Annotated in this window: 14 protein-coding genes; 2 read left to right on the top strand and 12 right to left on the bottom strand. The window is 67.4% G+C overall.

Annotation, left to right across the window (positions count from 1 at the left end; genetic code table 11):
* Window positions 1–4: 4 nt before the first annotated feature.
* Window positions 5–844 carry a dienelactone hydrolase family protein gene (locus tag AC5Y5O_RS03035; RefSeq protein ID WP_096284922.1) on the top strand — a complete coding sequence of 280 codons (840 nt, stop codon included), beginning with the start codon at window positions 5–7 and terminating at the stop codon, window positions 842–844.
* Between the two features lie 2 nt (window positions 845–846).
* Here the strand turns inward: AC5Y5O_RS03035 and AC5Y5O_RS03030 are convergent, their stop codons facing one another.
* Window positions 847–1,425 carry an ATPase gene (locus tag AC5Y5O_RS03030; protein ID WP_096284920.1) on the bottom strand — a complete coding sequence of 193 codons (579 nt, stop codon included), beginning with the start codon at window positions 1,423–1,425 and terminating at the stop codon, window positions 847–849.
* Window positions 1,422–1,847 carry a TA system antitoxin ParD family protein gene (locus AC5Y5O_RS03025; protein ID WP_096284918.1) on the bottom strand — a complete coding sequence of 142 codons (426 nt, stop codon included), beginning with the start codon at window positions 1,845–1,847 and terminating at the stop codon, window positions 1,422–1,424. Before AC5Y5O_RS03025 ends, AC5Y5O_RS03030 begins: the two co-directional genes overlap by 4 nt.
* A gap of 115 nt (window positions 1,848–1,962) precedes the next feature.
* On the opposite strand from AC5Y5O_RS03025, the gene AC5Y5O_RS03020 reads away from it, so the two are divergent.
* On the top strand, window positions 1,963–3,003 hold the full coding sequence (locus AC5Y5O_RS03020; protein WP_096284916.1) for an LLM class F420-dependent oxidoreductase: 1,041 nt from the start codon (window positions 1,963–1,965) through the stop codon (window positions 3,001–3,003).
* A 4-nt stretch (window positions 3,004–3,007) separates the two neighbouring features.
* Here the strand turns inward: AC5Y5O_RS03020 and AC5Y5O_RS03015 are convergent, their stop codons facing one another.
* The 10 genes from AC5Y5O_RS03015 to eccCa form a co-directional block, all read right to left on the bottom strand.
* The gene (locus AC5Y5O_RS03015) at window positions 3,008–4,402 is read right to left on the bottom strand and encodes a hypothetical protein (RefSeq protein ID WP_500023637.1); all 1,395 of its coding nucleotides are present in this window, start codon (window positions 4,400–4,402) and stop codon (window positions 3,008–3,010) included.
* Between the two features lie 2 nt (window positions 4,403–4,404).
* Complete coding sequence (locus tag AC5Y5O_RS03010) at window positions 4,405–4,722, bottom strand: DUF7162 family protein (protein WP_370494447.1); 318 nt, start codon at window positions 4,720–4,722, stop codon at window positions 4,405–4,407.
* A 47-nt stretch (window positions 4,723–4,769) separates the two neighbouring features.
* Window positions 4,770–6,107: a phosphoglucosamine mutase gene (gene glmM, locus AC5Y5O_RS03005; protein WP_500023634.1), complete on the bottom strand. Its 1,338-nt coding sequence runs from the start codon at window positions 6,105–6,107 to the stop codon at window positions 4,770–4,772.
* 146 nt (window positions 6,108–6,253) lie between these two features.
* Window positions 6,254–6,712, bottom strand: coding sequence for a 30S ribosomal protein S9 (rpsI, locus tag AC5Y5O_RS03000; RefSeq protein WP_500023759.1), 459 nt, complete (start codon window positions 6,710–6,712; stop codon window positions 6,254–6,256).
* Between the two features lie 50 nt (window positions 6,713–6,762).
* Window positions 6,763–7,206: a 50S ribosomal protein L13 gene (rplM, locus tag AC5Y5O_RS02995; RefSeq protein ID WP_096284910.1), complete on the bottom strand. Its 444-nt coding sequence runs from the start codon at window positions 7,204–7,206 to the stop codon at window positions 6,763–6,765.
* Between the two features lie 168 nt (window positions 7,207–7,374).
* Entirely contained in the window at window positions 7,375–7,671 is a 297-nt protein-coding gene (locus AC5Y5O_RS02990; RefSeq protein WP_096284908.1) for a HigA family addiction module antitoxin, read from the bottom strand.
* Window positions 7,672–7,868: 197 nt separating this feature from the next.
* On the bottom strand, window positions 7,869–8,171 hold the full coding sequence (locus tag AC5Y5O_RS02985; protein WP_096284906.1) for a WXG100 family type VII secretion target: 303 nt from the start codon (window positions 8,169–8,171) through the stop codon (window positions 7,869–7,871).
* 6 nt (window positions 8,172–8,177) lie between these two features.
* A complete protein-coding gene (locus tag AC5Y5O_RS02980) occupies window positions 8,178–8,504 on the bottom strand; it encodes a WXG100 family type VII secretion target (protein ID WP_096284904.1) in 327 nt (108 codons plus the stop codon).
* Between the two features lie 84 nt (window positions 8,505–8,588).
* Window positions 8,589–9,824 carry a type VII secretion-associated protein gene (locus AC5Y5O_RS02975; RefSeq protein ID WP_096284902.1) on the bottom strand — a complete coding sequence of 412 codons (1,236 nt, stop codon included), beginning with the start codon at window positions 9,822–9,824 and terminating at the stop codon, window positions 8,589–8,591.
* Window positions 9,821–13,495: a type VII secretion protein EccCa gene (gene eccCa, locus AC5Y5O_RS02970; protein ID WP_096284900.1), complete on the bottom strand. Its 3,675-nt coding sequence runs from the start codon at window positions 13,493–13,495 to the stop codon at window positions 9,821–9,823. Before eccCa ends, AC5Y5O_RS02975 begins: the two co-directional genes overlap by 4 nt.
* Window positions 13,496–13,544: the final 49 nt, after the last annotated feature.

Here is a 13,544-nt window from a genome sequence, read left to right as displayed (position 1 = left end):
ACGGGTGGCCCGCATCCGCAAGCTCGTCACCGCCCTCAGCCGCCGTGGCCCGCATAGGGTTTTGCGTGGTGACCTGGCTTTTGCCGGATTGCCGGGAGTGGTTTACACCCCCGAATCCGGTCTGAACCTGCCCGGTATCGCGTTCGGCCACGACTGGCTCGCCGGCGCGGCCCGCTATTCGGGTCTGCTCGAGCATCTGGCGTCGTGGGGCATCGTGGCCGGCGCGCCCGACACCGAGCGGGGCCTGGCGCCGTCGGTGCTCAACCTGGCCTCCGATCTGGGCACCGCCCTCGACATCGTGGCAGGGGTGCGGCTGGGGCCGGGCAACATCAGCGTGCACCCGGCGAAGCTCGGCGTCGTGGGCCACGGATTCGGCGCCTCGGCGGCCGTGTTCGCCGCTGCCGGAATGCCGACCGCGCTGGCCGCGGCCGTCGCGGTGTTTCCGACCGTCACGACTCCCCCGGCCGAGCAGCCGGCTGCGTCGCTGAAGGTCCCGGGGTTGATCCTGACCGCGCCGGATGATCCAAAGACGTTGAACGCCAACGCACTTGCGCTTTCCAGCGCGTGGAGTTCGGCCACGCTGCGCATCGTCAGCAAAGCCGAACCCCGCGGGCTTGGCGAAGGCCGACGACTGGCGTCGGTGTTCGGGCTACCCGGTTCCCACCGCCGCACCCAACGATCGGTGCGCGCCCTGCTGACCGGGTACCTGCTCGCCACACTGGCCGGTGACAAAACCTATCGCGAGTTCGCCGATCCGGACGTTGTGCTGCCCAAGACAACTCCGATCGACCCCGAGGCCGAACCGGTCGCTCTCGAAGAGAAGATCGTCGCGCTGCTGAAGTAACGTTATGCGGGCCAGCGCGACCTCAACGCGCTCGGCGCCCAGGCCGGCCAGTTAGGTGCTCCGACAACCTGGCCACCGCTCATTTGGGCGACGATGCGGGGGCCTTTGAGCGCGCTGTTGTCGTAGACGGTCGCGCAGTCACAGCGCGTGATCGCGGCGACGACCAGCGGCCAAAGGCGTTGAAAGCGTTGACGAATCTTGTCCTCGGGTACGGCATGCCCACCGGCTTTGACTCGGTATCTGACCCGCTCCACCGCGAGCTCCTCGGCGACGAGCAGTACATGCAGGACGACGGTGTACGTCGCCGCGTGGGCGCTGTCGATCAGCTCCAGCTTGGACGGATGGGAAAACACCGTCTCGGCGATGAACGATCGGCGCAGCTCGATCAGCCTTGCCCTGGTGTCGGCCGCGACCCGGGCGGCCTCGTACGAATGGGTAGCCGGGTCGGCCGGCCAGCGTTGTCGGGCGATCTCGTCGGCATTGACGAAGACGGCAGTCGGCAGCAGCGGCGCGAGCGTGAATTCGACGAAGGTCGACTTGCCCGCGCCATTAGGCCCGACGACCAGGTCGAGCCGGTTCATCGGGCCTCGGCGTTCCCCTTCTTGCGCCTGGGCTGTGGCTTGGCCGCCAATACCGCCGAGCCGCCATCGGGCCGGTATTCGACGATCTCACCGGCGTCGTTGAGCGCGACGGTGGTAACGCCGCGCTTGGCCAACAGCTCGCCGTAGTTGGCTTCGTTGAGGTTTTCCTGGATTGCCGCGGCGATCTCGGCGTTGACGACGACGCCTTCCTCGACGCTGAGCTCGCTCAGCTCCAGGTCTCCGGCCAGCGCCGCCTCCACCCGGCGACGGGCAGCGGTGTGCTGGCTCGACACCGCGCGCCCGACACGCACCCAATGGTCGAGTTGCTGCTTGGCCGAGCGGCTCTGCCGCACACCCTCGGCCGCGGCGCTATCGACCAGGTCCGCCGCGAACCGGGTCACCCGATCGGCGCTGTCAGCCATTTTCCCCTCCACCTGTAGCAGGTTGTAACAACTGTAGCAACTTGCTACAGCTTATGCGAACGACGACCGGCACCGCTCCGTCGGGCGTCCTGCCCGGCGTGATTAAGTGTCGTTCATGCGAATCGGAATCGCCCTGGACTATTCGGGCGGCTTTCACGAAGCCGTCGACCGTATCGTCGAACTCGAGAAGGCCGGCCTCGACATCGCCGTGGTGGCCGAGGCGTATTCCTACGACGCCATCAGCCAGCTGGGGTATCTGGCCGCCAAGACCAACACCGTCGAATTGGCCACCGGCGTGGTTCCCATCTACATCCGCACGCCGTCGCTGCTGGCGATGACCGCCGCGGGCCTGGATTTCGTGTCGGGCGGCCGGTTCCGGCTTGGCATCGGGACCTCCGGGCCTCAGGTGATGGAGGGGTTTCACGGCGTCGCGTTCGACGCCCCGCTCGGGCGCACCCGCGAGGTCGTGGAGATCTGCCGCAAGGTGTGGCGGCGCGAGCGGCTGCAATACGACGGCAAGTACTATCAGCTGCCGCTGCCGCCGGACCGCGGCACCGGTTTGGGTAAGCCGCTTGCGCTCATCAATCACCCTGTGCGCGAACGTATTCCGATAACGATCGCGGCGCTGGGCCCGAAGAACGTCGAGCTCACCGCCGAGATCGCCGAGGGCTGGCAACCGGTGTTCTACCTCCCGGAGAAGGCCCACACCGTCTGGGGCGCGGCGCTGGCCGCCGGCACTGCCAAACGGGATCCGGCCCTGGGCCCGCTGGACACCATGGTGCATGCGTCGGTGGCGATCGGCGACAACGTCGAGGAGCGGCTGGCCTGGGTCAAGCCGCAGCTGGCGCTCTACCTCGGTGGCATGGGCGCCAAGGGTAAAAACTTCTACCACAACCTAGCCACGCGCTACGGCTACGGCGAGGTCGCGGACAAGATCCAAGAGCTGTACCTGACCGGCCGCAAGAGCGAGGCCGTCGACCTGGTGCCCGACGAGCTGGTGCGGGGTATGTCGCTGATCGGCCCGCGCGGTTTCGTCAAAGAGCGCATCGCCGCCTTCGCCGAGTCCGGTGTGACGACGTTGTTGGCAAGCCCGGCGGCCGCCGACCCTAAAGAGGCCGTGCGCTTCGTCGAAGAGGTGCTCGAACTGCGGGGCTGAGGCGTCACTGCCCTGCCTGCGGAACCTGGTCTGCGGCAATCTCACACGGCGTCGCCCCCTCAGTTGGCGGCGCCGGGGCGGCCGCGGGCGTCGGCGGCGGGTTAGGCGGATCGGCGGGGACCGGCGCGCCAACCGGCAGTGGCGGCGTCTCAGCGGCGGCCGGCGGGGCGCTCACCGGCTGAGCCTCGTCGGCTTCCTTTGGCTCATCGGCTTCCTTTGGCTCATCGGTCTTTTCAGCGTCGGCCTTGTCGCGTCCTGCTTCGTCGTCGTCGTGCTCGTCATCGGGTTTGAACGGATCCTCATCCTCATCCTCGTCGAACGGGTCGTGACCTATCGGATCGTCGAGCCCCGACGAATCGCCGAGCCCGTCTGTCGCCGAACCCAGCAGACCACCCAGTGCATCGACGATGCGGCCGGCCAGGCCGCTGAGGCCGCCCAGACCGCCGGTTGCACCACCCGAATCGCCGAGTGCGCCGGCAGCCGCTGGCAGGGCCGCGTCGCCCAGGCCGGCGCCCAGGTCCGAGAGCGCTGGCGCGGGGTCCGAGAGCGGCGGCGCGGCGGGCGTCGGAGCCACAGCGGGGGCGTTGGCTACCGGCGCGGGGGCCGGGTCCGGCGCGAGGGCGGGAAGCACCGCCGCGGGTGCCGTCGCGGCCGCAAGCGGCTGGGGAGGTAACCCCGGGGACGGTTGGGGTAGTTGGAAACCGGGGCCGAGGTCGGTGGGCATTTCGAAGTATGCCGCGGGTGCGGCGGCCATCCGGTCGTTCACCATGTCGTAGGCAGTGCCGAACGCGGCCGTCGACGAACGCATGGCCGACAGCCAGTCATTACGAATGTCGTTGTCCACGTATGGCATTACCTGCCCACGGACGACCTGTTCCGCCGTCGACCGCTCCCCCGCCCCGGCCGTCACCACCGCGGCGGCGGCCAACCACGCCGAGCGCTGCGCCTGGCTGCGGTCGTCGATCGCGATCGCAGCACCGACCTTGGAGTCGAGCAGGTACCACAAGTTGTCGCGTAGCGATTCGCACCGCTGCGCGGCCGCGCGCACCTCGGTGGCGACCATGTTGGCGGCGTCGCAATGGCGTTGCAAGAACGCGACGGCGGCGTCGCTTCCCGCCCCCATCCAGGCCGCCACCAGCCCAGCGACCTGATCCTGCTGAATCCGAAAGCCCTCCAATGCCGCAGCGCCTGCCGCCCGCAGTAGAGCGCAGTCGCGGTCGAGGACACGAAGATCGAGGCCGTCTTCACTGTCGAACCAGTCGCGAATCTGCGACGGGTGCGACGTCAGGTCCGGATGCTCGTATCCCATTGTCTGACAAGCCTGTACGTAGGCCTGGGTGCGCTCGATCGCGACTCGGCCCTCGGCGAGGCGTTCGGCGACGTCTAACCGATCGGCCACGGTCAGGCGATCCGCGCCGCGGCGTAAAGCTCGGCGTCGGCATAGCGCTGCGCTCCGGACCGCAGCGCGACTGCGATCGCGACCGAGGCACGTGACCACTGCGACAACTGCGTCGTCAATCGCTCCAGCTCGGCTCGTAGCGCATCCCCGCGCGCGGTGTATGCCCGTCCGGCCGTCGCGCCGCTGAAAGCCAACGCCGCCAAGTGATCACAGACCGCGCTGTCGACCAGCTCGGCGGCGGCCCGCAGTTGATCGGCAACGCGATGTACCGCCGCGACGTCGATTCCGGTGCGGTCAAAAGTGGCGTGTCGTATTCCCATGCCTAGTCCGACGCCGGACTCCCCGTCGGGGTTCCAGCGAAAAGGAACTAGCGCTGGTCGCTGACCGCTTCGGCGACGCGGTTGGCCACCCGCTGCGCGATGTCTTCTTCGGGCGCTTCGACCATGACGCGGATCATCGGCTCAGTTCCCGAGGGGCGCAACAGGATTCGACCGGTGTCGCCGAGTTCGGCCTCGGCCTCGTCGACCGCGCTGCGCACCGACGGCGCGGCGGCGGCGGTCGCTTTGTCGGCAACCTCGACGTTGATCAGCACCTGCGGGAACGACTGCATCGGCGCGGCGAGGTCGGCCAGCGACAAGCCGGTCTGCACCATGCGGGTCATCAGGCGCAGCCCGGTGACGATGCCGTCGCCGGTGGAGCCCAGCGCGGGCATCACGATGTGGCCGGATTGCTCACCGCCCAGGCTGAATTCGCCGGACCGCAGCTCCTCGAGGACGTAGCGGTCGCCGACGCCGGTGGTGCGGACGGTGACGCCCGCCGCCCGCATCGCCTGATGCAGTCCGAGGTTGCTCATCACGGTGGTGACCAAGGTGTTGGCGGCCAGCTCGCCGGCTTCCTGCATCGCCAGCGCGAGCACCACCATGATGGCGTCGCCGTCGACCAGTTCGCCCCTGGCGTCCAGCGCCAGGCACCGGTCGGCGTCGCCGTCGTGGGCCAGGCCCAGGTCGGCGCCGTGGGCAAGCACCGCCGCGCGCAGCGAGTCCAGGTGCGTCGATCCGCACCGGTCGTTGATGTTGAGGCCGTTGGGCTGGGCGTTGATCGCGATGACCCGGGCTCCGGCGGCGTGGTAGGCGCGGGGTGCGGCCGACGACGCCGCGCCGTGGGCACAGTCGACGACGACCGTCAGGCCGTCGAGTGGCAGCGTGTTGGCCTTGCCGACGTGGCGCAGGTAGCGATCGGCGGCGTCCTCGGCGTCGATCACGCGGCCGATCGCGGCGCCGACGGGTCGCGTGCCCGGGCCGGCGGCGACCAGCTCCTCGATCTGGTCTTCGGTGTCGTCGTCCAGCTTGTGGCCGCCGGGCCCGAAAATCTTGATGCCGTTGTCGGGCATCGGGTTGTGCGACGCCGAGATCATCACGCCGAAGTCGGCGTCATAGGCGCCGGTCAGGTAGGCCACCGCGGGGGTGGGAAGAACCCCGACGCGAAGCGCGTCGACACCCTGGCTGGTCAGGCCCGCGATCACCGCGGCTTCAAGCATCTCGCCGCTCGCCCGCGGATCGCGGCCGATCACGGCCACGTGCCGGCCCGGTTTTCCCGGTCCCGCCAACCGCCGCGCGGCCGCGCTGCCCAGCGATAGTGCCAGCTCAGCGGTCAATTCGCGATTGGCGACTCCGCGAACACCGTCGGTGCCGAATAGTCGAGCCATCGGACAAACCTCTCACAGTGACGTCATGCGCACAAAGTGCACTTCCTTTTGTGACCGCAACCGCGCAGGTTTGTGCGCCGACACGCCGAACCGGTGCCCAAAAGACGCGCAACGATGCGCGGCTGCGGCCAGAAAGTGATCGCTGATCAGCGCTTGCTGTACTGAGGTGCCTTACGGGCCTTCTTGAGGCCGTACTTCTTGCGCTCGGTGGCGCGCGGGTCACGGGTGAGGAAGCCGGCCTTCTTCAGCGGGGGCCGGTCCTCGGGCTGGGCCAGGATCAGCGCCCTGGCGATGCCTAGACGCAGCGCACCGGCCTGACCCGACGGGCCGCCGCCGTGCAGCAGCGCGTAGACGTCGAAGGTCTCCAGCCGGTCGACGGTGACCAGCGGGGCCTTGATCAGCTGCTGGTGCACCTTGTTCGGGAAGTAGGCCTCCAGGGTCCGCCCGTTCAGGTCGAACTTGCCGGTGCCGGGCACCAAGCGCACCCGCACCACGGCCTCCTTGCGACGGCCGACGGTCTGGATGGGCCGCTCGAGCACGATCGGCTCGCTGGGCTTGGCCGCGGGGGCCTCGGCGGTGTCGGCCGGGGCCTCCTCCGTGGTCACCTCGACAACCACCTCGGTGGTCTCCTCAGGCGCTGCCTCGTTGGTCTCGGTCACTGGGCCACCTGCTTGATCTCGAACGGAACCGGCTGCTGCGCCGCGTGCGGGTGCTGCGGGCCGGCGTAGACGTGGAGTTTGCGCTGGATCTGCTTGCTGAGCTTGTTGTGCGGAAGCATGCCGACGATCGCGTTCTCGACGACGCGGGTGGGGTGCTTCTCCAGCAGCTCACCGATCGTGCGCTTGCGCAGACCGCCGGGATACCCCGAGTGGCTATAGGCCAGCTTGCTCTGCAGTTTGTCGCCGCTGATGGCGACCTTGTCGGCGTTGATGACGATGACATAGTCGCCGCCATCGACATTGGGAGCGAACGTCGGCTTGTGCTTACCGCGCAACAGGGTGGCTGCCGCGACGGCAAGGCGACCAAGCACTACGTCCGTGGCGTCGATGACGTACCACGACCGCGTGGTGTCACCCGCCTTTGGCGCGTAGGTGGGCACAGCGCTTACCTTCTCTTCTCTCGGGTGGATCCCGGTTCAAGCCGGGTGCCGGTCAGGCGTGCACGGTTGGGGTTTGGTCTCGGCGACCGACGTTGACCCGAGTCCCCGGCGTACCGTACGCCAACGGAGCAGCTTACCGACCCACATCCCCGCAGGTCAAAATGACTATCAGCCGCCGGCCGCCAAGCGGCTGATGTGTGCCAACTCGTCGCCCTTTTCGATGCGTACTACGTCGGCGTCGTAACGTGCCTGCAGGTTGATCCAGAACATGTCGCTGAGCCCGAGCGCCCGCGAGAGGCGCAGCCCGGTGTCGGCGCTGATCCGGCGCTTGCCAGCGAGGATCTCCCCCACTCGCGTCTGCGATACCCCGATTTCCTTGGCGAGGCGATAGGGAGTGATCCCCATGGGCGCGAGGAACTCGCCGGCGAGGATTTCGCCGGGATGGGTGGGCGCAAAATCGACCATCGACTCCCTCCTCTCAGTGACAGTCGACTAGTTCGACATCGTCCGCGCCGCCGTTGCTCCAGTGGAAGCACCCCGCCGCACGAGTGGATCACGGTGTGATACTAACGAACCACGATACTAACGCCAATCGATAGCAATGACTGTGCGGTCCCGACGGCTCTCCTTCCGCCGGGACCGCACAGTGGCTCATGGGTGCGCTACCTTGCCCAGACGCCGGCCGCCCGGCGGTCGGCGTCGGCAACCTCGTCGGCGCCGTCGCGCACCGCGTTTCCAAGGTCGACCAAGATCTCGTTCAACGCGGTGGCCGCCTGGTGCCATTTGAGCTGCTCAGCCTGGTAGGCGGCGGCCGCTTCGCGGGTCCAGAGCTGTTGCAGCGGGGCGATTTGCGAGCGCAATTCGTCAAGCGCCGCGTTGAGACGAGCCGAGGTGGTGTGGATCTCCTGGCGCACCGAGTGTTCGATCTCGCCGAAGTTATAGGACAGCACTGGGTCCACCGGAATGTCCTTTCACAGATCGCCGCCGGCAACGCCGATGTGGTGGGCATGGTTCAGGCCGGCATCTCGCAGCGTGGCCTCGTTGTACCGAATGGTCTCCGCGATCGCGTGCAGCACGTGATACAGCCGCAACGACTCGGCATTCCAGCGATCCACCACGTCCTTGAACCGGGCGGCCGCGAACCCACCCCAGACCGATGGCGGCACGCTGCTCATCCGGCCGATGAATGCCTGCAGCATCGCCCGGATCTCATCGTTGCGGCTGTCCGTCGTGCCGGCGACCGAGCGCATCAGATCAAAATCGGTGCTCAGCGTGTTCGCACCTGGCGGTGTAGTCACCCTTCTCCTTCCTCTCCGATACCAAGTACGACCACCCACGCCGCGGTTTGGTTCCCTGCAATTTCCCCGCCCCGTCGCGACGGCTCATGCGATCGCGTGGGCTGACCGCACCGCCTCCTCACACACGTCGCGAACGGCGTCCTCACCACCGGGCCGGCTCTGGCATCCGATGCTGATCCGAACCGGGCCATCGACTAACACCGTCCATCGCACGTGATGACTGGCGCGGACTTCGCGATACGTCACCGCGGGGCGTCCCGCGGTAAACCCGGACGGATTGAAATCGACAAACACCCCCGCGGGCTCGCCGTCGATCGCAAGCTTCAACCGGTCGGCTGTGGTGCTGAGCGTCTCGTCCGGAATCAATGACTGGGTGATGTGCAACGCCACCTCACGATCCGACTGCGACGTGACCTGCAGTCGTGCCGAACCCGGCCCCGCGATCACCCGTTGCGTCGTCCAGTTCGCCGGCACCGTCAGTGCAACCCGGCCTTCCACGAGAATTGTCGTCGGCGCCGCAGCCACCGGGTCCACGCCGCGATGACCGCCCACCGCGATCGCCGGCACCGTCGCGGCCAGCACGACTGTGGCAGCCGCCAGGCCCGCGAACATCCGGATGCGGGACTGGACCCTACCGGGATCGACGCCCGAAGGCGGCGCCTGATCGACGTCGGAAGTCGCCGACAACGCCAACCGAGATAGCCGGGCGTCGTCCACCCGCACTGTTCTCTGTCCGCGTCTGCGCAAGCCGCCGGCGAGCAACGTTGCAAGCTCTCGGGCGCCGGTGACGCTATCAGGCAGATCGATCAGCACGGTTGCTGTTGTCCCGCAGGTCATTTCGTCGACGAGACCAACCACCTCTTCAACCACGCTCTGCGGATCCGCCCGGCGTGCAACGGCCACGACATCGTCACCCACGATCGCTATCAGCCGTTCGGCGATCTCCACCACCGGCACTTCCGGCTCCACCTTCGACACCCGGCGAATCAACCACGACCGCGGGCGCACCTCCAGGTCATCGGACACGGCCGCGGCCGCGGCGGCAACCACATCGACCCGCGACGACGACCACCAGGACGGATGCACTATCCGGATCGCTTTCCGCGCCTGCGGATTCCCACAGTCCAATGACCGCAGCCCACGGCGCCACAGCCGATCGACGGCCACCGGCAATCCGTCGACCAACGCCACCTGATCGTCAATCGCGTTCAAAGCCGCGTGGAGTATCTCCGATGTCCCGTCGGCGACTGTGCTTGTGGCACAACACAGACGGTGAACCATCCCCGGGCCCGCCGCGATAGTCGCGTGATGCCCGTTCATGGTGGCGGACTCCAGCCCACCTGGATGACCTGTTCGTCGCCGGCGTCGTTGACCAGAACGCCACGCCCCGGCGGCAACCGCGCCGGACGCCCCGCACCCAACAGCGAGCCGTCATCCGGTCGCGCGCTCATCATCAGTCCCATACAGCCGATCTCCCGCAGCCCCGCCAGCAGAGGCTCGAACAATCCGCGCGACGCACCCCCGCTGCGCCGGGCAGCGATGAGGTGCAATCCCAGATCCTTTGCATGCGGCAGGTATTCGAGAATGTCCAGCAGCGGATTTCCGGCCGGAGCGGCGACCAGGTCGTAGTCGTCGACGATGACATAAATGTCTGGACCGGACCACCATGACCTGGCTCGCAGCTGCGCCTGCGTCACGTCCGGCGCAGGCATCCGCCGCTGCAGCAGGTCGAGCATGTCCGGGATCAGTGTCCTGAGCGCGGTTGGCGACATGGCATAGCCGCCGAGATGTTGTGACTCGACGACGCCGAGCAGGGTGCGCCGGAAGTCGACGATCATTAGTCGTGCCTGTGCGGCCGTCTTCGTCCGAACAATCTCGCGGCACAGAGTCCGCAGCGCGGTGGTCTTTCCGCATTTGTTCTCCCCGAGGATCAGCAGATGCGAATTCCGGTCGAAATCAACGGCTACGGGCCGTAATCGACGCTCCTCAAGCCCAAGGAGGATCTGCGTGTCGCCCTCGCCGGCCGCCGACTCGACGACGGCACAGTGGTCGACGTGCGTGGGCAGCAGCGGTATGGCAGGGGCGGCCAGTTCGCCGTGGCGGCATCGCAATTCGTCGGCGTCAATCGGGCGGCACAGGACCATGTGCAGACCGTCGTGGGACAGACCGCGACCCGGGCGGTCGCGGGGCACTTCGTGCGCTCGTTTGCGGTCAAGCTCCGAATCGGCCGGATCGCCCAGCCGCAGTTCGATGCGGGTGCCGATCTGATCCCTCAACGAGGGTCTGATCTCGGCCCAGCGCGAGGCCGATACCACGACGTGCACCCCAAACGACAACCCCTGGGCCGCAACAGCAGTGACCGATTCCTCCAGAGTCCGGAACTCATCACGCAAACCCGCCCAGCCGTCGACGACGAGAAACACGTCAGCACGCTGCACGCACGACTCGGCCTCCCGAGCGCGAATGATCGATTCGATCTCGGCGATCATGCGCGCGACGAGCCGGGGTTCGGCTCTGCTCGCGATCGTGCCGATATGCGGCAGCGTGCGCAGCGACGCGAGCGCTCCACCGCCAAAGTCCAGACAGTAGAACTGCACCCGCCCCGGATCGTGCGCGGCCGCCAGCGCGGTGATCAGCGTTCGCAGGGCTGTCGACTTGCCCGTTTGGGGAGCGCCCACGATCGCGACATTGCCTGCCGCTCCGGATAAGTCGACCATCAGCGGTGTCCGGCACTGTTCAAACGGACGATCGACGATGCCGATGGGCACACTCAGGCTTCCCGTTCCCGCATCGCGCAGCAGGCGGTCCAGTGGCGGCGCCAAACCCAACGGGGGCAGCCACACTCGGTGCGCAACCGGCCCGTGCCCGGACAGCCGGTTCAGCACAGTCCGCAAGATGGTGGGTGCGGGCGACGCGCCTGCCTCGGGGACGCGGGTGATCGGTCCGACGGCGTGTGCGGTGAACGCCCGCACCGCTGCCGGCAGCTGCGGGAGCGCGGGGGCGACGCCACGCGCCGAGCTGTCTGGACCTGACACAAATGCGGTTTGGAAGCGGATCAGCTCGCCGCTGCCGCAGCGCAGCAAGCCTGCTCCGGGAGTGTTCGGCAGCTCGTATGCGTCGGGTGTTCCCAAGACGATTCGTGATTCGCTGGCGGACAATGTCTTCAAACACACGCGGTAGGACAGGTGGGCTTCCAGCCCACGCAGCCGACCCTCGTCGAGGCGCTGGCTCGCAAGCAATAGGTGCATGCCCAGTGACCGGCCGAGCCGACCGATTGCGACGAACATATCGGCGAAATCGGGATGCCGGCTGAGTAGCTCGGAGAACTCGTCGACAACGATGAACAGCACCGGCAGGGCAGTGATCGTCGCACCGGCCCGACGGGCCTGCTCGTACACCGCAACGCTGGAGCACTTCGCCGTCCGCAGCAACTCCTGGCGACGATTCATCTCACCGGCCAATGCGTCTCGCATCCGCGCGACCAGCGGTGCTTCCTCCGAGAGGTTGGTGATGACCGCGGCGACGTGCGGGGCCTGAGCCAAGTCGAGAAACGTTGCCCCACCCTTGAAGTCGATGAGGAGCAGGTTCAGCACTTCCGGAGAGTTTCGTACCATCATGCCCAGTGCGACGGTGCGCAGCAGCTCCGACTTGCCCGACCCGGTCGCCCCCACACAGAGCCCGTGCGGCCCCATGCCGTCTTCGGCGGCCTCTTTGATATCGAGTTCGAGAGCAACTCCGTCCGGCGCTCTTCCGATCGGAGCGCGAAGCCGAGCGCGGTGATCGCGGCTGCGCCACACCATGACCGGGTTGTAGCGGGCGACATCGTCAAGACCGACCAGTCCTGGCCAGCCTGAATCGCCACCGGGGTGAGACGCGGTGCCTGCCCGGTAGGCGGCAAGACGGCGCGCACACATCTCCGCATCGAGCGGATTCATCCGGTCGGGGTACGTCAAGGCGTGCACCGCGCCGGAGATCCGAATGGTCAACGGCGAGCCGCTGAGGCCGGGGCCCGTCTCGATGATGGTCGCACCCGGGATAGCGCTAGCGCTGTCTGCGTCGCCGAGCCCCTGCTGGTCGACGACGACCACCGCGCGTGCCGGCAGTTCGGTGCCGGCCAGTGCGCGCCGCAACTCCGCAGGGCTTTCAAACAGCATTCGCGCGCTGCCTATCGAATCCTTCGCGGTCGGGTGTTGGCTGTGCGGCAACCATTTCAACCAATCCCATTGGGCCCGTGTACAATCCGCAATCACAGCGGCAATCAGCAACCCATCCGGAGGGTGCAGCACGGCGAGCTGACAAATCATCGCACGCAGCAGTCCGTGCACCTCGGCCACATCACCATCGACAATGACCGACGCTGTTGGGTTCAGGGGAACGACGATGGGGACGTCCGCGATCGTTTCGTGTGTCCGGACGAAGCGCTGTGCGGCCGCGATGGTGACCGGATCCGGCCGCTGCCCGGCGGGTATTTCAGGGGCTACCAGCTTGGCCGAAAGTGGCTGAGTACCGATGCCGACGCGCACCGAACAGAAGTCGGGGTCGGTCACTCGTCGCTCCCACATCCGCGGGCCACCGATCAATGTCCATAACGCGGTGGGGTCGGGGTGACTCCAATTAAGTGAAAAGCGCTGTGCTGCAGTGATTTCAGTTACCGATCGACGCAGGCGTGTCAGATATCCCAGGTAGTCGGCACGGTTCGCGCCGATCTCGTTACCCTGCCGACGGCCGCGTTGCGCGACCGATGTCAGCACCATCGACACCAGCATCATCACCGGGAAGGCCAGGAATCCGGGGTTGCGGGTAACGGTCGGACCGGAGAAGGCCAGTGCCATGACCGCGACGGTTACGACGGACATGACAACCGGCAGCAGGCGCATCGGCAGACTTGGTGTCGTCGCCTGCGGCAGCTCCGGCGGCGCGGCGACGACGATGTCCGCGGTCGCGGCTTGCGCCGGTAGCCGGCGCTGCACCGGCACGAACAACTCAGTCATCCCGCCCCTTCCGCGTGCGACGACGGTAAGCAGAGCCGGGATTGGCCGC

The organism is Mycobacterium sp. NGS40, from assembly GCF_059812735.1.
Note: the sequence above shows the minus strand (reverse complement) of the source record. Positions and strands in the feature narration are given on the sequence as shown.